We start from the raw sequence: 17,064 nt of genomic DNA on the forward strand, positions 1-17,064 counted from the left end.
GGCCCGGACCGGTCGGCCGGGCCGACCGCGGCCGGCGCCTCGGCCCGGACCGGCAGCGGGGTGCGCTCGGGGGCCTCGGCCGGGGGAGCGGCCGGGGTCTCCTCGGGTTCGAAGAACGGGAGGAAGTCCTCGTCGGGCATGGGGAGTTCACCGCCACTGTCGTCCACCGGGACCAGCACGTCGAGTACCCCGTCCTCGGTGGCGATCGCGGCCAGCCGGGCGGCGGTGTCCATGAAGCCGGGGTCGGCCCGGTGCACCGCGCGGTAGAGCGGGAGCGCGGCGGCGCTGCGCCCGGAGCCCTCGTAGGCGCGGGCCAGCCAGTAGCGCAGCTCCTTGCGCTGCGGCTGCTCGGACCGGCAGCGGGCCAGTGAGGAGGCCAGCGGGTGCTGGGCCTGGGCGCACATGTCGAGCCGGACCCGGGCCATCCCGGCGAACAGCCCGGCCTCGATGCCGAGCAGCTGGTCGTCGAGCAACTGGTCGGTGTCCCGGATGAGTTGCTCCCAGTCCTTGAGCAGGTAGGAGCGGCAGGCGTGCAGGAAGCGGACCGAGGGGTCCTGCTCCGGCTGCGGGCAGCCGGTCAGCGCGGTGTCCAGCTCGGCCAGGTGCCGGCCGTCCAGCCAGTGCGAGGCGTGCGCCAGCGCGAGGTCGCGGCCGTCCTCCAGCACGGGCTGGACCCACCAGCCCAGCCAGAACCAGGAACTGAGCGGCCGTTGGTGCTTGGCCCGCTGCTCACCGAAACGTTTCTGGTGGCGGTGCATGGCGAGTAACGCGCCCGAGGTGTCGCAGCGCAGTGCGTGCAGGCCGAGCCAGGCGTCGGCCATGCCCGGGTCGAGCTCGACCGCGGTGCGGAACTCCTCCTCCGCGCGGGCGTACGACCCGGCCGCGTACGCGTCCATGGCGCGCAGCCAGGCGCGGTCGGCCAGCCGCTCGGGCCCCGCCGTACCGGAACTGTCCACTGTCACTCAGCCCCCCGCCGTGTGCACCGAAGGCACCCCCTGACAGGAATCGTACCGGCGGCGGGCTGATCCGGAAGGGTGCCGCGCGGAGTCAAATCCGGCCGTGCGGGCGGTGGTTGGGGCACGAAGAACGGCACCTCCGGCTCACGGGGGAACAAGTCGGAGGTGCCGCGTCTAATGTTGCGCGATCAACTAATCTCGCGCTGAGCAGAACCTAAGTCCTGACGACTGCCCAGGTCAAGGGCGTCGCGCAGGCTCACCGTGGGTGCTCCGGACGATCCGCCCGGTGACTCCGTGCACCCGTAGATCGGCGTACGGACGGCTCGGGTCGGCTGCGAAGTGAGCGAGCTCGGCGCGGCTCCAGCCCTCCCAGAACTCGGCCAGTTCCGGTCCGTCCCGCCGCTCGCCGCGCGCCCGGGCGGCGGGCTGGTCCAGCTCCAGCCAGATCAACCGGGCCAGCAGGGGGCGGAGTTCACGCCGCCCGGCGCCGACCCCCTCGATCAGTACCACCGGCGCGGCGGGTGCCCGGCGGCTGCCTGCGAAGCGCCCCAACACCCAGTCGTAGACCTGGTGTTCGGCGCTCTCGCCCCGGCTCAGCGGGTCGAGCAGCTGAGTCCGCAGCCGTTCCGTCCAGCCGAACGGCCGGCTGTGCGTGGCCAGGTCGTCCAGGTGCACCACCGGCGCCCCGTCGAGCGCCGCCGCGAGCCGGGCGGCGAAGGTGGTCTTCCCCGAGCCGGCGTGCCCGTCCACCGCGACCAGCCGCACCGGACCGCAGGACGGCGGCAGCGCGCGCAGCTCGGCGGCCAGCGAAATCAGCTCGGATCGGGTCATCGCCCCACTTTACGGTCGGGCCGGGTCCGACGTTGTGGCACGGGTGCTCGAGTGATGTGCCGAACCGGACCGTGACGGCGCGCCCGGTATCGGGCATACTCACATCGCCAAGCCCAGTGAACGGGCGTTCACCGCAATCCGGTGCCGCCCGGGCAGACCCTGCCGTGCCGTACCCGAACCCCCAGGGCGGCGCCCGACCGAGGAGGCGACGTACCGTCATGACCCCCGCCGCTGCCAAGCCCGTGGATCGCCAGCTGCCCAGCGAGGAGGCCAGGGAGCTGCTCGCCCTCACCAGGGACCTGGTGCGCAACGAAGTGGAGCCGCGCGCCGCCGAGGACGAGGCGGCCGGCCGGTTCCCGCGCGAGGTGTTCAGCACCCTCGGCGAGGCCGGTCTGCTCTCGCTGCCCTACGAGGAGCAGCACGGCGGTGGCGGGCAGCCGTACGAGGTCTACCTCCAGGTGCTGGAGGAGCTGGCGGCCGGCTGGCTGGCGGTCGGGCTCGGGGTCAGCGTGCACACGCTGTCCTGCCACGCGCTGGCCACCTTCGGCACCGACGCGCAGCGCGAGCGCTGGCTGCCCGGCATGCTGGGCGGCGACCAGCTCGGGGCGTACTGCCTCTCCGAGCCGCAGTCGGGGTCGGACGCCGCCGCGCTGCGCACCCGGGCCGACCTGGACGGCGAGCAGTACGTGGTGAACGGCACCAAGGCGTGGATCACCCACGGCGGGCACGCCGACTTCTACAGCACGATGGCCCGCACCGGTGTGGACGGCGCCCGCGGCATCAGCTGCCTGCTGGTGCCCGGCGACAGCGCCGGTCTGTCGGCCGCCCCGCCGGAGCACAAGATGGGCATGCGCAGCTCGCCCACCGCCCAGATCCACTTCGACGGCGTCCGGGTGGACCGCGACCGCCTGATCGGCGAGGAGGGCCAGGGCTTCCAGATCGCGCTCTCCGCGCTGGACTCCGGCCGCCTGGGCATCGCCGCCTGCGCGATCGGGGTGGCCCAGGCCGCGCTCGACCTCGCGGTCGAGTACGCGGGCACCCGGCAGCAGTTCGGCCGCCCGATCGCCGAGTTCCAGGGCCTGTCCTTCATGCTGGCCGACATGGCCACCAAGGTGGAGGCCGGGCGCGCGCTCTACCTCTCGGCGGCCCGCCGCCGGGACGCCGGGATGGCGTTCTCCAAGGAGGCCGCGATGGCCAAGCTGTTCTGCACCGACGCCGCGATGGCGGTCACCACCGACGCCGTCCAGGTGCTCGGCGGGTACGGCTACACCCAGGACTACGCCGCCGAGCGGTACATGCGGGAGGCCAAGGTGCTGCAGATCGTCGAGGGCACCAACCAGATCCAGCGCCTGGTGATCGGCCGTCACCTGACCGGCCGCTGACCGCAGGTCGGCGTGCTCGATCGAGTCGCACTCCGTCAGGTCCTCGGTCGGGGCGCCGGTGCCGGCGCAGAGCGCGGCCGAGAAGGGATGCCAGGCGGTAGGGAGCACCGCGTGCTGCGGCAGCTGCTCCTCGTCGCCCAGCAGGGCGATCGGACGGTCGCACTCGGGGCAGTGCACCCGGAAGATGTCCCAGGTCTCCATCTCGCCCGGGTCCACCCCCGGGAAGTCGTCGAGGTCGAAGCGTTCGTCGTCCTCCGCAACGGTGCGGGAGGGCTGTTCGGCAGCAGGCATGTGATCCCCCTCGGATCGGGCCCGGCCGACGTCGGCCCTGGCCAAGAGCACCATTTCCCGCTGACGGGGCCTCATAACCCTGCACTCGGACGCAGTGTGATGCACGTCATGTGGCGCTCGCCACATTCACGCGGCATGTGCCGGAGCGTGCGCCCCCTGACCCCGGCCGCCACCCCGTGGTCGGCAGCGGGGGTTGCGGGGCAGTAGGTTTGCGCACTGTGGAGGATCTCGACCAACGCATCGTTCAGCTGCTCCTGGAGGACGGCCGGATGAGCTACACGGACCTGGGCAAGGCCACCGGCCTGTCCACTTCGGCGGTGCACCAACGCGTGCGCCGCCTCGAACAGCGCGGGGTGATCCGCGGCTACACGGCGATCATCGACCCGGACGCGGTCGATCTGGCGCTCACCGCCTTCATCTCCGTCAAACCCTTCGACCCCAGCTCCCCGGACGACACCCCGGACCGGCTGGCCGGGCTGTCGGAGATCGAGGCCTGCCACAGCGTCGCGGGCGAGGAGAACTACATCCTGAAGGTCCGGGTCGGCGCCCCGGGCGACCTCGAGGACCTGCTCGCCCGGATCCGCAGCGCGGCCGGGGTGTCGACCAGGACCACGGTGGTGCTCTCGACCCCGTACGAGGCGCGGCCGCCCAAGCTCTAGCCCCGGGGGTCGCGGACCGAGGCCGGTCCGTACGGGTGCAGACTTAAGCCTCATGAGCGCATCCACCACCCCTCGGACCGTGCTGCTGCGCGGCGGTTCCGTCTACAGCCCCGTCGACCCGTTCGCCAGCGCGATGCTGGTCGAGGGGGAACACATCGCCTGGGTCGGCAGCGACGGCGCCGCCGCACCGTACGCGGCGACCGCCGACGAGGTGATCGAACTGGACGGCGCGCTGGTCACCCCGGCGTTCGTGGACGCGCACGTGCACGCCACCTCCGCCGGCCTCGCGCTGACCGGCCTCGACCTGACGGGCTGCCCCTCGCTGGCCGAGGCACTGGCTGCCGTCACCGCCTTCGCCGCCGCTGCGCAGGGCGTGCTGATCGGGCACGGCTGGGACGAGACCAAGTGGCCCGAGGGCCGCCCGCCGACGCTCGCCGAGCTGGACGCCGCCGCCGGTGGCGCCGCCCTCTACCTGTCCCGCACCGACGTGCACTCCGCGCTCGCCTCCACCGCGCTGCGGGAGCTGACGGACGGTCTGGCCGACCGCGCCGGGTACCACCCCGAGGGCCCGCTCAGCCGGGACGCCCACCACGTCGTACGCCGCGCCGCCCTCGCCCACCTGACGGCGGCTCAGCGCCGGGCCGCTCAGCAGGCCGCGCTGGCCCGGGCCGCCGCGCTCGGCATCGGCGCCCTGCACGAGAGCGCTGGCCCCGACATCTCCTCCGAGCAGGACTTCGCCGAGCTGCTCGCGCTGGCCGCCGAGGGCACCGGCCCCGAGGTCTTCGGCTACTGGGGCGAACTCGCCCCCGCCGGGGTCGAGACCGCCCGCCGCCTCGGCGCGCTGGGCGCGGCCGGTGACCTCTTCGTCGACGGCGCACTCGGCTCGCACACCGCCTGCCTGCATGCCCCCTACACCGACGCCGAGCACACCGGCGCCGCCTATCTGACGGCCCAGCAGGTCGCCGACCACGTCGCCGCCTGCACCGAGGCCGGCCTGCAGGCGGGCTTCCACGCCATCGGCGACGCGGCGCTGACCGCCGTCCTGGACGGTGTCCGGGCCGCCGCCGACCGGGTCGGCCTGGACCGGGTCCGGGCCCGGCGGCACCGGATCGAGCACGCCGAGGCACTCGACGAGAAGGCCGTCGCCGCCTTCGCCGAGCTCGGCCTGACCGCCTCCGTCCAGCCCGCCTTCGACGCCGCCTGGGGCGGCCCCGACGGCATGTACGCCCAGCGCCTGGGCGCCGAGCGGGCCGCCGGGCTGAACCCCTTCGCCGCGCTGCTGCGGACCGGCGTCCCGCTGGCCTTCGGCTCGGACGCCCCGGTCACCCCGCTCGACCCCTGGGGCACCGTCCGGGCCGCCGCCTTCCACCGGACCCCCGAGCACCGGATCTCGGTCCGGGCCGCCTTCACCGCCCACACCCGGGGCGGCTGGCGGGCGATCGGCCGGGACCAGGACGGCGTACTGGTCCCCGGCGCGGTGGCCAGCTTCGCCATCTGGGCAGCCGGCGACCTGGTCGTCCAGGCCCCCGACTCCCGGGTGGCCGGCTGGTCCACCGACCCCCGCTCCGGCACCCCCGGCCTGCCCGACCTCACCCCGGGCGAGCCGCTGCCGGTCTGCCTCCGCACCGTGGTCCGGGGCCGCACCGTCTTCACCGGCTGAGACCTTCCCGACCCTGGGCGACGGGGTGTCGAGGATCCGGGGTACCGTCTTCCGAATCAGGATGGACCTGCACAGACAGAGAGGTGGTGCGCAGATGGCACTGCCCGTCGAGCAGGAGCACCCCGTGACGGCACCCGACCCGGAGCCCGTCGCCCCCCGAGCGGGGCGGCCCGTCCGGCTGGTCGCCGGACTGCCCCGGACGGGGCTGGCGGTGCTCTGCGGTCTGCTGCTGGCACTGGCCTTCCCGCCGTACAACGCCTGGCCGCTCTCGCTGCTCGGGGTGGCCGGGCTCTCGCTGCTGACCCGGGGGCGGACGGCCCGTCAGGGGGCGTGGACCGGCTTCGCGTTCGGGCTGCCGTTCTTCCTGCTGCTGCTCTGGTGGCTGCGGGTGATCGGCACGGACGCGACCATCGGCCTGTCGGTGATCGAGGCGCTGTTCATGGCGGCCCTGGGCGCCGGCCTGGCCGCCACCTCGCGGCTGCCCGGCTGGCCGGTCTGGGCGGCCTGCCTCTGGGTCACCCAGGAGTGGGCCAGGGACCGGCTGCCGCTGGGCGGCTTCCCCTGGGGCCGGCTGGCCTTCGCCAACACCGCCACCCCCTTCACCCTGCTGGCCGCCCTCGGCGGGGCGCCGCTGGTGACCTTCGCGGTCGCGCTCTGTGGCACCCTGCTGGCCTGGGCCGCGCTGCGCCTGCGCCGGGGCCCGCGCCGCTCGCTGCCGACCGCCGCACTGGCCGGGGCGGGCGCGGTGGCCGTGCTGCTGGCCGGGTACCTGGTGCCCGTCCCGACGGCCGCCGCCGAGACCGTCAAGGTCGCGGTGATCCAGGGCAACGTGCCCAACCCCGGCATGCACTTCCTCGGCACCCCGATGACCGTGCTGAAGAACCACGCCCGGGAGACCGAGCTGCTCGCCGCCGAGGTCGCGGCCGGCCGGGCCGAACGCCCGGACGTGGTGATCTGGCCGGAGAACTCCTCCGACTTCGACCCGTTCACCAGCCCCGAGGCGTACGAGCGGATCGACGCCGCCGTGAAGGCGATCGGCGTCCCGGTCCTGGTCGGCGCGCTGGTGAACGGCCCGGACGAGCAGCACGTGCTCAACCAGGGCATCGTCTGGGACCCGAAGACCGGCCCCGGCGCCTCGTACACCAAGCAGCACCCGGTGCCGTTCGGCGAGTACGTGCCGTTCCGGGACCAGCTGTCCAAGGTGATCACCCGGCTCCAGCAGGTCGCCCGGGACTTCTTCCCCGGTACGAGCAGCGGCGTGCTGCAGCTCGGCCCGGCCCGGATCGGCGACGTGATCTGCTTCGAGGTCGCGTACGACGAGATCGTCCGGGACACCGTGAACCAGGGCGGCCGGGTGCTGGTCGTGCAGACCAACAACGCCACCTACGCCAACAGCGGCCAGCCCGACCAGCAACTGGCGATGTCCCGGCTGCGTGCGGTCGAGCACGGCCGGGCCGTGCTGATCGCCGCCACCAGCGGGATCAGCGCGATCGTCGCGCCGGACGGCACGGTGACCAAGCAGACCGAGGAGCTGACGGCAGCTCAGCTGAGCGCCGTCGTCCCGCTGCGGGACGGCCGGACGCTGGCCGACCGGGTCGGTGCCGCCCCCGAGTGGGTGCTCGCGATGGGCGGGCTGCTGGCCTGCGGCCTGGTGGTGCTGGACGGGTTCCGCCGTCGCCGGAGCTCTGGAACACGGGCCGAGTCCTAGTCGTTATGCCTGGTGGTGCCCAGTAGCCGGACCGGATCAGCCGGTCGGGCGGTGGATCGGGCACCACGATGGAGTGGATTCGTACCGTGAGCCAGCAAGTTCCCCCGGCCCCCTCGGCACCGCGCGGCCGGGTGCGGCGGGTCCTGCCGTTGTTGATCGCCGCCTGGCTGGTGCTGGAGATCTGGCTGCTGACCGTGGTCGCCTCGGCGACCAGCTGGTTCGCGGTCCTGCTGCTGTTGCTCGGCGGCCTGCTGCTGGGCGGCTGGCTGATCAAGCGGGCCGGGACGAAGGCGATCTCGGCGGCGATCGAGCAGAGCAGGCAGCCGCAGTCCCAGCAGCCGCAGACCGGCACGAGCATGACCGTGCTGGCAGGCGTGCTGCTGATGCTGCCCGGATTCATGTCGGACGTGCTCGGGCTCTCGCTGATCTTCCCGCCGACCCGGGCGCTCTGGCGGGCGCTGGGCCGCCGGTTCGCCGCTACGGCGCTGCGTTCCACCTCGCCGGTCGGCGCCGGCCCGCTGGCGGACGCGGTGCGGCTGCAGGAGCAGATCCGGATCCACCGCCCCGACGGCAAGGTGATCCAGGGCGAGGTGGTCGACCCGGCTCAGCCGTCCGGTCCTGACACCGACCACCGGCCGCCGATCAGCGGCTGAGGCTGCGGTCGTAGCCGGCGTAGCCGAATCGGGAAAAGCCGAGGGGCCCGGGCTTCGGGAGAAGCTCGGGCCCCTTCGGGTTCGGTCGCCGCCCTGGGGCGGCCTGGGGTCAGGCGCTCTTGCGGGTGTCGCGAGGGTGAACCGCGAGGTTCATCCCGCCGGAGCGGAGTACGGCCAGGCGCTCTGCCAGGACCTCCTCCAACTCCTCCCTCGTCCGACGCTCCATCAGCATGTCCCAATGGGTGCGCGTCGGCTTGGTCTTCTTCTCCTCCGGCACATCGCCGTCCAGCAGCATGGCCTCCTGGCCACAGAAACGGCATTCCCAAGCCGAGGGAATCTCCGCCTCAACGGAGAAAGGAACCTCGAATCGGTGTCCGTTCTGACATGCGTACTCAACGGTCTGGCGGGGAGCCAGATCAATTCCACGGTCGGTCTCGTAGCTAGTGGCCCCGAGTCGCGTGCCGCGGAGAGCTCGCTCGCTCATGAATCGTGCCTCCAGGGCTTATGGCCCACAGGACTAGTGGTCGCTGTCATCGTCAATCGGTCAACGCTCGACCGCCGACGAAGATTCCCGTCCGGGGACATGCGTCGCCTGTCGTACCGCCACTGTTTGTACCCATCGTCGCCCGATTTGTCACATCTGAATGGATTTATCACCCTGTGTGTCACTAAATGTGCGGAGAGCGACCCCGGCTACGGGTGGCGCGCCAGCTTACCGCTGTTGGGTCACCAGACCGGACGCGGGCGGACCGCAGGGGGTTCTTTCGGCATTTCAGGGGTGCCGGAGGGGGTGCCGACGGGGGTGCCGGCCGGGGTGGCGGGCTCGGCCTTCAGGTCGACCGCGGAGGCCTCGGTCCTGGTGTCCCGGTGCGGCAACAGGGTGATCACCGCCTCCCGGTGGGCGGCCGGCGCCTCGTCGTCCAGCGGGTCCACGGTGACCGGCACCTGGAGGCGGACCGGCTCGGTCGCGCCGATCCGGGCGTAGCCGCGGCCGGGCGGGGTCCGGGTGGCCGGGGTGATGTCCAGCGGGCCGGCCAGGACGGCCTCGGCGGCGCCGGGGGTGACCGGGCCGAGCACCACCCGGGCCCGGGTGGTGGCCCGGACGGTGGGCGAGATCCGGTCGTAGGCGGTCAGGTCGTCGGCGACCACCACCGTCACGCGTGCCGCCCGGCCGTGCCGCAGCGGCAGCTCCAGCAGCTCCTGCGGGTCGGGGCGGCCCTCGGCGTGGGCCAGCTCGGTCAGCTCGGTGGGGTGGTCGAGCAGCAGCCAGAGCGGGCGGGTGACGTCCTCGGGGGTGGCCACGCCGTGGTGGCGGGCGGCGTTCAGGGCGGTGAGCCGCCGTTCGGTCTCCTGGGCGGCCCACTCCAGGGCGGCCAGCGCGCCGTGCAGGCTGGTCTCCACGGTGTGCACGCCGGGCCGGTTGACCAGGCAGGCGTGCTCGCCGGTGCCGGCCCCGTCGATCACCATCAGGTCGCCGTGCCGCAGCGCCTGGAGGGCGATCGAGCGGATCAGGGTGGAGGTGCCCGAGCCCGCGGTGCCCAGCGCCAGCAGGTGCGGCTCGGAGGAGCGGGCACCGGTGCGCCAGACCACCGGCGGCTGCTGGACGGTGCCGCTGCTCTGGGTGACCGGGATGGTGCGGCGACTGCCGTGGCTGTCGGTGAAGCCGAGCACGATCTCGCCGGGGGTGGTGACGAACGGCTGGGCGGCGATGTCGGTGGCCAGCGGCGCGAGCGCGGTGACCCGCAGCCGGTTGGACTCCTCGTCCCAGTCGAAGCGGTACTCCCTGGACCGGCCGGCCTTGCCCTGGATCACCTGCTCGACCCGGGCCCGGGCGGCGGGCTCGGTGTCGGTGAAGTACGCCGGATAGCCGAGGTCGAGGGTGACCAGCCGGCCCTCGTCGAACTCCCAGGCGCTGAACGCGTCCTGGTAGCGGCCCTCCGGGCCGTACAGCGGGTTCAGCTCCTCGGGGGCGGCCAGATAGGGCGTCAGGGCGGCGTACAGGGCGGTCAGCTTGAGGTCGGCGGCGTCCGGTTCGGGTGCGGCGGGCGGCGCCTTGGGGGAGCGGCCGACCCAGGCGGCGCTGGCCATCAGGGCGACCAGGGCGAGCAGCGGGCCGTTCGGCAGCAGGAAGACGCCTAGCACGGCGGCGGCGGTGAGGAAGATCGTCGGACCGCGCCGCTCCTTCGGGGTGGCGGCCCAGCGGGCCTTCATCCACTCGGAGTGGCGCCGCAGGCCGCGGCCGATCACGGTGAGCGGGGCGAACATGTCGGAGGCGTGGTCGCCTGCGGTCCGGGCCAGGTCGCGGCCGCGGCTGAGATGGCGGGTCAGGGACATTCGGGACTTCTCCCCGGGCAGCTCGGGACGGGTTTGGGGTTGCGTGCGGCCCGGGGCGGTTGGGATCCGCACCCGGGCCGGAGCCGAAACAGAGGGTCTGTGCTGTCGTCAGAACTTCAGGCCGCCGAGCAGGCTGGCCAGGCTCGCGCCGCCCGCCTGGATGCTGGGTGCGATCGAGGACCCCGCGATGTAGAAACCGAGCAGCGCGCACACCAGTGCATGCGAGATCTTGAGGCCGTCTCGCCGGAAGAAGAGGAAGGCGATGGTGCCGAACAGGACGATGCCGGAGATGGAGAGAATCACGCGACTGCTCCTCGATCTGGGGACGGCGGGGACGCAATATGGAAAAAGGCGTAACCGAAAGTGCCCTAATCGTGACAAAAAGTAATAGATGATGGAACGTGGCAAACGGGTGGATCTCACCGAACCGCCTGCCTGGGGCGTATACGAGCGGCAAAATTCGCCCGAACGGCCGCTCGACCATCCCCACCACGTGTCGTCCGCTACGGTGCGGTACGGCACTACCGACCCGATCCGAGAGGGCCCAGTCATGGCCGACTCCGCACCCAAGACCCCGGACGCCGAGGTCATCGCACTCGCCGGCAAGCTCTTCGACGCGGCCCGCACCGGCGACGCCGCGCTGCTCACGGCCTACCTGGACGCCGGGGCACCGGCCGACCTGGCCAACGACCGGGGCGACACCCTGGTGATGCTGGCGGCGTACCACGGCCACGCCGAGACGGTCCGCGTCCTGCTGGCGCACGGCGCCGACCCGGACCGGGTGAACGACCGGGGCCAGACCCCGCTGGCCGGAGCCGTCTTCAAGGGCGAGGCCGAGGTGATCGACGCCCTGCTGGCGGGCAACGCCGACCCGCGCGCCGGTGCGCCGACCGCGATCGAGACGGCCCGGATGTTCGGCAAGGACGACCTGGTGGCCCGGTTCGAACAGCGCTGAGCTGCAGCCTTAGGCTTGGCGACCATGGAGATACGCACCACCGGTTACGGTCACCCCGACGCGGAGAAGCTCGCGGCCGAGGTTCAGCAGGAGTACGTCCAGCGGTACGGCGGGGCCGATGAGACGGTGATGCACCCGGATCACTTCGACTCGCCCGCCGGGCTGTTCGTGGTCGGCTACCTGGACGAGGTCCCGGTGGCCTGCGGTGGTTGGCGGGTCAAGCAGGCCGGGCCCGACGACGTCCGGGACGGCGACGCCGAGCTGAAGCGGATGTACGTCTCCGCGAGCGCCCGGGGCCGGGGCCTGGCCAGGACCGTCCTGCGGCACCTGGAGCAGGCCGCCGCCGAGGCCGGGCTGACCAGGATGATCCTGGAGACCGGCACCGAGCAGCCGGAGGCGATCGCGCTGTACGGCTCCGAGGGCTACCTGCCGATCACCAAGTTCGGCTTCTACCGGGACTCCCCGGAGAGCCTCTGCTTCGGCAAGCAGCTCGGCTGACCGTGCACGTGTGGAGCCGGGCCCGTGACCCGTACGGGCCCGGCTTCGCTGTGTCGGTTCCGGGCCGGGCATAGCCTGGAAGCCGTGCGGAGGTGACGGGATGCCCAAGAGACGCCCACCGACCGGCGAGCTGCTGGCCGCCCGGATCGCCGGGCAGACCGTGGTGCTGGCGGGTCTGGAGCCGCTGGTCCGGGCCGATGCGCCGGACGCGGTGCACCGGATGCGGGTCGCCTCCCGACGGCTGCGGAGCGCCCTGCGCGAGTACGGCGGGCCGGACGGGCCGGGGGAGGCGCTCCGGCGACTGGGGCAGGCGCTCGGGGCGGCCAGGGACGCCGAGGTGCTCGGGGCGGCGCTGGTGGCCGAGGCCCGGGAGCTGCCCGCGGAGTGCGAGCCCGGGCTGATCGCGGCCGAGCTGGAGCGGTGGGCCGAGCAGCGGTTGGTGGCGGCCCGGCCCGAGGTGCTGGCGGCGCTGGACAGTGCCTGGTACCGGGCCCTGCTGGGTGAGCTCGGCGAGCTGTCGACCCGGCCGCCGGACGGGACCGGCCTGCCGCCGTACCGCAGGCTGGCGCGGAAGGCCGAGCGCCGGGTGGCCCGGCGGCTCGCCGCGGCCAGGGGTCTCACCGGCGCGGCGCAGGACGTGGCGCTGCACCGGGCCAGGAAGGCCGCCAAGCGGGCGCGCTACCTCGGGGAGACGGCGGGGGCGGCGGGGCTGACGGCGCGGATGAAGGCGGTGCAGGAGGTGCTGGGGGCGCACCAGGATGCGGTGGTCGCCCGGCAGGCGCTGCGGGAGCTGGCGCGGACGGCGCACCCGTTCGAGTACGGGGTGCTGTACGCGCGGCAGTTGGCGGTCGGGTGCTCTCCCGAGCAGGTGGAGCGGCTGCTGCGGGCGCACTGACGGTTCAGAGACCGGCCGAGCGGGCCGCTTCGGCGAGCAGGTCGCGGAGCATCGGGGTGGTGAGACGGCGGGTGTAGGTGTTGCGCGGGCTGACGTGGTAGCAGCCGAGCAGTTCGAGCGGGGGGCCGCCGTCGGTGGCGGGGAGGGTGACCCGGGCGCCGTGGCCGAAGGCCGGGCGGGGGCGGGGGAGCTGCCAGCCGGCGGCGGCCAGGGCGGGGAGCAGGGCCTGCCAGGCGAAGCCACCGAGCGCGACCACGGTCCGGACGGTGGGCCGCAGGAAGGTCAACTCCCGGGTGATCCAAGGGCGGCAGGTGTCCCGCTCCTCGGTGCTCGGCCTGTTGTCGGGCGGTGCGCAGCGCACCGGGTCGGTGATCCGGACGCCGTACAGCTCGAGCCCGTCGCCGTGCACCACCGAGGTGGGCCGGTTGGCCAGCCCGAGCTCGTACAGCGTCGCGTAGAGCAGGTCGCCGGACGGGTCGCCGGTGAAGATCCGTCCGGTCCGGTTGCCGCCGTGTGCGGCGGGGGCCAGGCCGACCAGCAGCAGCGCGGCGTCCGGCGGGCCGAAGCCGGGGACCGGGCGGGCCCAGTAGTCCCAGTCCTGGTAGGCGCGGCGCTTGACCCGGGCGGCCTCCTCGCGCCAGGCGACCAGGCGCGGGCAGGCCCGGCACTCGGTGACCACCCGGTCCAGGGTGGCGAGGTCGGGGAGGAGGTGGGCCTGCGCGGGGTCCATGCGTCAATCCTAGGGACGGCGGTGCCGGAGTAGCGTTGATGACGGGTCCGTACGGTCAGGGGTTCCCGAGGTGGCGGCGATGATCGTTCTTGACGTCCTGTTGGCGGTGTTCCTGCTGGCGGCGGTGCTGGGCGGGCTCGGGGTGCGGGTCGTGCAGCAGTACCAGCGCGGGGTGGTGTTCCGGTTCGGCCGGGTGCGGGAGGAGATCCGGCAGCCGGGGCTGGCCTTCCTGATGCCGGCGGTGGACCGGATGAAGAAGGTGAACGTCCAGATCATCACGATGCCGATCCCTGCCCAGGAGGGCATCACCCGGGACAACGTGACGGTGCGGGTCGACGCGGTCGTCTACTTCAAGGTGGTCGACCCCGTCCAGGCCGCGGTGAACGTGCAGGACTACGAGTTCGCCATCTCGCTGGTGGCACAGACCTCGCTGCGTTCGATCATCGGCAAGAGCGAGCTGGACGACCTGCTGGCCAACCGGGAGCCGATCAACCAGGGGCTCGAACTGATGCTGGACAGCCCGGCGCTGGGCTGGGGCATCGAGATCGACCGGGTGGAGATCAAGGATGTCGCGCTGCCCGAGTCGATGAAACGCTCGATGTCCCGGCAGGCGGAGGCGGAGCGCGAACGGCGGGCCCGGATCATCACCGCGGACGGTGAGTTCCAGGCCTCCGCCCGGCTCGCCGAGGCGGCCACCGTCATGAGCCGGGCGCCGGCCGCGCTCCAACTGCGGCTGCTGCAGACCGTGGTGGAGGTGGCGGCGGAGAAGAACTCCACCCTGGTGCTGCCCTTCCCGGTGGAGCTGCTGCGGTTCCTGGACAGTGCGACCCGCCGTGCGGAGGCCGCGGAAGAGCCGCCGCCGAGCGCGGTACGGAACGTGGAGCAGCTCGAACTCCCGGACCTCAAGGAGGTGCTGGCCCACCCGCTGCTGGGTGGCGGGGCCCCGGACGGCGGCCCAGGATGAGAGGAAGACCGAGGTCAGGAGGCGGGACGATGACCACTGCAGGTGACATCATGCACAGCGGAGCCGAATGCGTCAGGGAGCAGCAGACGCTGGCCGACGCGGCCCGGATCATGAAGGAACGCGACGTCGGCGCACTGCCGATCTGTGGGGAGAACGAGAAGCTGCTGGGGATCCTCACCGACCGCGACATCGTGCTCAAGTGCGTGGCGGAGGGCCTGGACCCCAGCACGGTGTCGGCCGGCGAACTCGCCCAGGGCAGGCCGATGGTGGTCGAGGCGGACGAGGACGTCGAGCAGGTGCTGCGGGTGATGGAGCAGCACCTGGTGCGACGGCTTCCGGTGATCAATCACCCGGACCACAAGCTGGTCGGGATGATCAGCGAGGCGGACATCGCGCGGGGGATGCCGCAGGAGCGGGTGGCGGAGTTCGTGACGACGATCTGCGCGGAGTGAAACCCTCGGAGCTCAGATTGGTATAGACCATGCTCTGGCTGCTGTGACAGAACGTCAGCTCTGTCCCGCAAGTGATCCCGTGGCATGCGCCCCTCCGGTGTGGAGGGGCGCCGGGGGGAGCAGGGGATGGCACTGCCCGAGGCGGTCGCCGACCGGCCCGACCCGGCTGCCGCCGCGATCGACCGTCAAGTGGTCCCGGCGCTGACGGTCCAGGAGTCACCCGGTCGCTGGGCCTGGCGGACCGCGTGCGGCTGGTGCTGGAACGCGACCACCTCACCGTCTGGCCCGACCACGACCGTCCGCCGCCGGGCGCCGGGGCGGAGCGAGCCGTGGGGCCTTCTGCCGGTCAGCCCGGGAAGGCGTAGACGGTGCTGGCGCGGGCGGAGGGGGATTCGGTGCCTTCGGCGGTGAGGGTGATGTCCAGGAAGGCCAGGCGGCGGCCGAGTTTGGTGAGGCGGGCATCGACCAGGACGTCGGCGCCGAGCACCGCGCGGTGGAAGGTGATGTTCTGCTGGACGGTGGTCATCGGGCCGAAGGCGCCGAGGGCGGCCGAGACGGCGATGACGCTCGCGGTGTCGGCGGCGGCCATCAGGGCCTGACCGGAGAGGGCGCCGCCTTCGCGGGCGAGCTGGTCGGACCAGGGGAGCCGGAGTACGGCGTGGCGGTCGCCGGTCTCGGTGACCGAGAGGCCGAGCGCCTGCACCCAGGGGGCGAAGTTGTCGGCCAGGATCTTGTCCGCCTCGGCGGGAGTGAGAGTCACCGGGCCATTGTGGCGCCCGAGTTGGCCCGGGCGCCAGCACCCCGCCCGGGCGGGTCAGGCGGCGAGTCGTACGCCGGTGGTGGCGCCGGCCAGGGCAGGCCAGACCACCTCGGGGTGCCTGATGTCGCTGTGGGCGCCGGAGAACGGGGACTGGTCCTCGGCGATGATCTCGTCGCCGCGCAGTCGGTAGAAGTGCCCGGCCTGCAGGGGGTACGCCGTCCCGGCGGGCTTGAGGTCGAACTGTTCGGCGCCGTCCTGCTGGAAGCCGTCGTGCCCCATGCCGCCCCAGCGGTAGGTGAGGTCGGAGGCGGCCTGGTCGTCCTCGTTGCTGAGCATCGAGGCGGCCGGGTACCACCAGCCGACCGCTCGGTCGCCGAGCGAGAAGGTGGACTGGAGCGGGCCTGCCACCCGGTCGAAGTACGGTGCCAGGAAGCCGTGGTGGCCCTGGTCGACCGGGATCGGTGCGGCGAAGCTGAAGTGCGAGAAGGCGCCCTGGACGAGCAGCAGCGAGGCGACCGGGCTGCCGATGCCCTCGGGCAGGCCGGGGAGGGCGAAGGAGACCAGCCGGGCGCCGAAGCTGTGGCCCATCAGGTGCACCCGCAGGCCGTTGCCCGCGACCTTGCCGAGCAGCGGACCGAGGCCGTCCCGGCCGATCACGCCGGCCCGGTTCTTCATCTCGTAGTAGCTGGCCGTGCGCAGGGCCTCGCGGGCGCCGTGCCAGAGCACCTTGAACGGGTTGGGGAAGCCCTGGGCGTCGCCCTGTTCGCTGGCCAGTCCGGCCAGTGCGCTGAACACCTCGCCGGTCGGCTTGGTCAGCACCGCCTGCTGGCCCTTGTCCTCCTCGGCGAGTGCCGGGGAGGTGACCAGCTCGGCCACCAGGCGGTGACAGTTCGTCAACTGCACCGGCTCCTGAGGCTGTTGCGCCAGTAGTGCGGTGATCTCGGCGAGCTGGGCCTGCTGCGGCGGGGCGAAGGCCGGGGCGAGCGCGATGGCGAGCTCGGCGGGGGTGGAGGGCGTGGAGGGCGTGTCGGGGGCGTCCTCCGGGAAGAGCAGTGAGGGCCAGAGGATGCCGACCACGCCGACCTTCCCCTGCCAGGCCGGGGCGAACTGCCCGATCTGGTGGGAGAGTTCGTCGAAGGTGTAGGCGTAGAGCTCCCGGGCACCGGTCTCCGAGTTGTTCCAGCCGTGCGAGAAGACGAACAGCTCGCTCACCCCGGTGCCGGGCAGTCCGGCGACCAGGCCGTCGTCGTCCAGCAGGTGCCCGTCCTGGTCGAACCTGACCTCCCAGTACGGGAGCCCCGCGATCGGATCAGCCATGGTCAACTCACTCCTCGGT

18 protein-coding genes are annotated in these 17,064 nt (G+C 72.9%); 10 read left to right on the plus strand and 8 right to left on the minus strand.

Translation table 11 applies throughout. The features are described 5' to 3' along the window. Positions 1-896, minus strand: an 896-nt coding sequence (locus tag ACXJMZ_RS03325; protein ID WP_457028652.1) for a tetratricopeptide repeat protein, incomplete at its 3' end; no start/stop codon positions are given. Positions 897-1,193: 297 nt separating this feature from the next. Then, the gene (locus ACXJMZ_RS03330) at positions 1,194-1,787 is read right to left on the minus strand and encodes a uridine kinase family protein (RefSeq protein WP_457028451.1); all 594 of its coding nucleotides are present in this window, start codon (positions 1,785-1,787) and stop codon (positions 1,194-1,196) included. 218 nt (positions 1,788-2,005) lie between these two features. On the opposite strand from ACXJMZ_RS03330, the gene ACXJMZ_RS03335 reads away from it, so the two are divergent. The 5 genes from ACXJMZ_RS03335 (at position 2,006) to fxsA (ending at position 8,140) form a co-directional block, all read left to right on the plus strand. Beyond that, positions 2,006-3,169: an acyl-CoA dehydrogenase family protein gene (locus tag ACXJMZ_RS03335; RefSeq protein ID WP_057238174.1), complete on the plus strand. Its 1,164-nt coding sequence runs from the start codon at positions 2,006-2,008 to the stop codon at positions 3,167-3,169. A 509-nt stretch (positions 3,170-3,678) separates the two neighbouring features. Beyond that, positions 3,679-4,119: an Lrp/AsnC family transcriptional regulator gene (locus tag ACXJMZ_RS03340; RefSeq protein ID WP_457028452.1), complete on the plus strand. Its 441-nt coding sequence runs from the start codon at positions 3,679-3,681 to the stop codon at positions 4,117-4,119. Between the two features lie 52 nt (positions 4,120-4,171). Further along, positions 4,172-5,779, plus strand: a complete 1,608-nt coding sequence (locus ACXJMZ_RS03345; RefSeq protein ID WP_457028453.1) for an amidohydrolase — start codon at positions 4,172-4,174, stop codon at positions 5,777-5,779. 94 nt (positions 5,780-5,873) lie between these two features. Then, the gene (gene lnt, locus ACXJMZ_RS03350) at positions 5,874-7,487 is read left to right on the plus strand and encodes an apolipoprotein N-acyltransferase (protein ID WP_457028454.1); all 1,614 of its coding nucleotides are present in this window, start codon (positions 5,874-5,876) and stop codon (positions 7,485-7,487) included. Positions 7,488-7,573: 86 nt separating this feature from the next. Next, positions 7,574-8,140 (plus strand): FxsA family membrane protein, encoded by a 567-nt coding sequence (gene fxsA / locus ACXJMZ_RS03355; RefSeq protein WP_457028455.1) that lies wholly within the window; start codon positions 7,574-7,576, stop codon positions 8,138-8,140. A gap of 109 nt (positions 8,141-8,249) precedes the next feature. On the opposite strand, the gene ACXJMZ_RS03360 is transcribed toward fxsA, so the two are convergent. The 3 genes from ACXJMZ_RS03360 to ACXJMZ_RS03370 form a co-directional block, all read right to left on the minus strand. Next, positions 8,250-8,624: an RNA polymerase-binding protein RbpA gene (locus ACXJMZ_RS03360; protein WP_057238166.1), complete on the minus strand. Its 375-nt coding sequence runs from the start codon at positions 8,622-8,624 to the stop codon at positions 8,250-8,252. 242 nt (positions 8,625-8,866) lie between these two features. After that, complete coding sequence (locus ACXJMZ_RS03365) at positions 8,867-10,474, minus strand: FtsK/SpoIIIE domain-containing protein (RefSeq protein WP_457028456.1); 1,608 nt, start codon at positions 10,472-10,474, stop codon at positions 8,867-8,869. 108 nt (positions 10,475-10,582) lie between these two features. Continuing rightward, positions 10,583-10,777 carry a hypothetical protein gene (locus ACXJMZ_RS03370; protein WP_057238163.1) on the minus strand — a complete coding sequence of 65 codons (195 nt, stop codon included), beginning with the start codon at positions 10,775-10,777 and terminating at the stop codon, positions 10,583-10,585. Positions 10,778-11,024: 247 nt separating this feature from the next. On the opposite strand from ACXJMZ_RS03370, the gene ACXJMZ_RS03375 reads away from it, so the two are divergent. The 3 genes from ACXJMZ_RS03375 to ACXJMZ_RS03385 all read left to right on the plus strand — a co-directional run bounded on the left by ACXJMZ_RS03375 (position 11,025) and on the right by ACXJMZ_RS03385 (position 12,822). Then, positions 11,025-11,429: an ankyrin repeat domain-containing protein gene (locus ACXJMZ_RS03375; RefSeq protein WP_457028457.1), complete on the plus strand. Its 405-nt coding sequence runs from the start codon at positions 11,025-11,027 to the stop codon at positions 11,427-11,429. Positions 11,430-11,453: 24 nt separating this feature from the next. Beyond that, positions 11,454-11,927: a GNAT family N-acetyltransferase gene (locus ACXJMZ_RS03380; protein WP_457028458.1), complete on the plus strand. Its 474-nt coding sequence runs from the start codon at positions 11,454-11,456 to the stop codon at positions 11,925-11,927. 100 nt (positions 11,928-12,027) lie between these two features. Further along, positions 12,028-12,822 (plus strand): CHAD domain-containing protein, encoded by a 795-nt coding sequence (locus ACXJMZ_RS03385; protein WP_457028459.1) that lies wholly within the window; start codon positions 12,028-12,030, stop codon positions 12,820-12,822. A gap of 4 nt (positions 12,823-12,826) precedes the next feature. Here ACXJMZ_RS03385 and ACXJMZ_RS03390 read toward each other — a convergent pair whose 3' ends face one another. After that, positions 12,827-13,552, minus strand: a complete 726-nt coding sequence (locus ACXJMZ_RS03390) for a uracil-DNA glycosylase (RefSeq protein ID WP_457028460.1) — start codon at positions 13,550-13,552, stop codon at positions 12,827-12,829. A gap of 79 nt (positions 13,553-13,631) precedes the next feature. On the opposite strand from ACXJMZ_RS03390, the gene ACXJMZ_RS03395 reads away from it, so the two are divergent. Together ACXJMZ_RS03395 and ACXJMZ_RS03400 are read left to right on the plus strand one after the other, a co-directional pair. Further along, on the plus strand, positions 13,632-14,516 hold the full coding sequence (locus ACXJMZ_RS03395) for an SPFH domain-containing protein (RefSeq protein ID WP_457028461.1): 885 nt from the start codon (positions 13,632-13,634) through the stop codon (positions 14,514-14,516). A gap of 29 nt (positions 14,517-14,545) precedes the next feature. Continuing rightward, positions 14,546-14,968 (plus strand): CBS domain-containing protein, encoded by a 423-nt coding sequence (locus ACXJMZ_RS03400; RefSeq protein ID WP_457028462.1) that lies wholly within the window; start codon positions 14,546-14,548, stop codon positions 14,966-14,968. Between the two features lie 346 nt (positions 14,969-15,314). On the opposite strand, the gene ACXJMZ_RS03405 is transcribed toward ACXJMZ_RS03400, so the two are convergent. Next, complete coding sequence (locus tag ACXJMZ_RS03405) at positions 15,315-15,728, minus strand: PaaI family thioesterase (protein WP_457028463.1); 414 nt, start codon at positions 15,726-15,728, stop codon at positions 15,315-15,317. 54 nt (positions 15,729-15,782) lie between these two features. After that, positions 15,783-17,045: a hypothetical protein gene (locus ACXJMZ_RS03410; protein WP_457028464.1), complete on the minus strand. Its 1,263-nt coding sequence runs from the start codon at positions 17,043-17,045 to the stop codon at positions 15,783-15,785. Positions 17,046-17,064: the final 19 nt, after the last annotated feature.

The organism is Kitasatospora sp. P5_F3 (assembly GCF_054049135.1).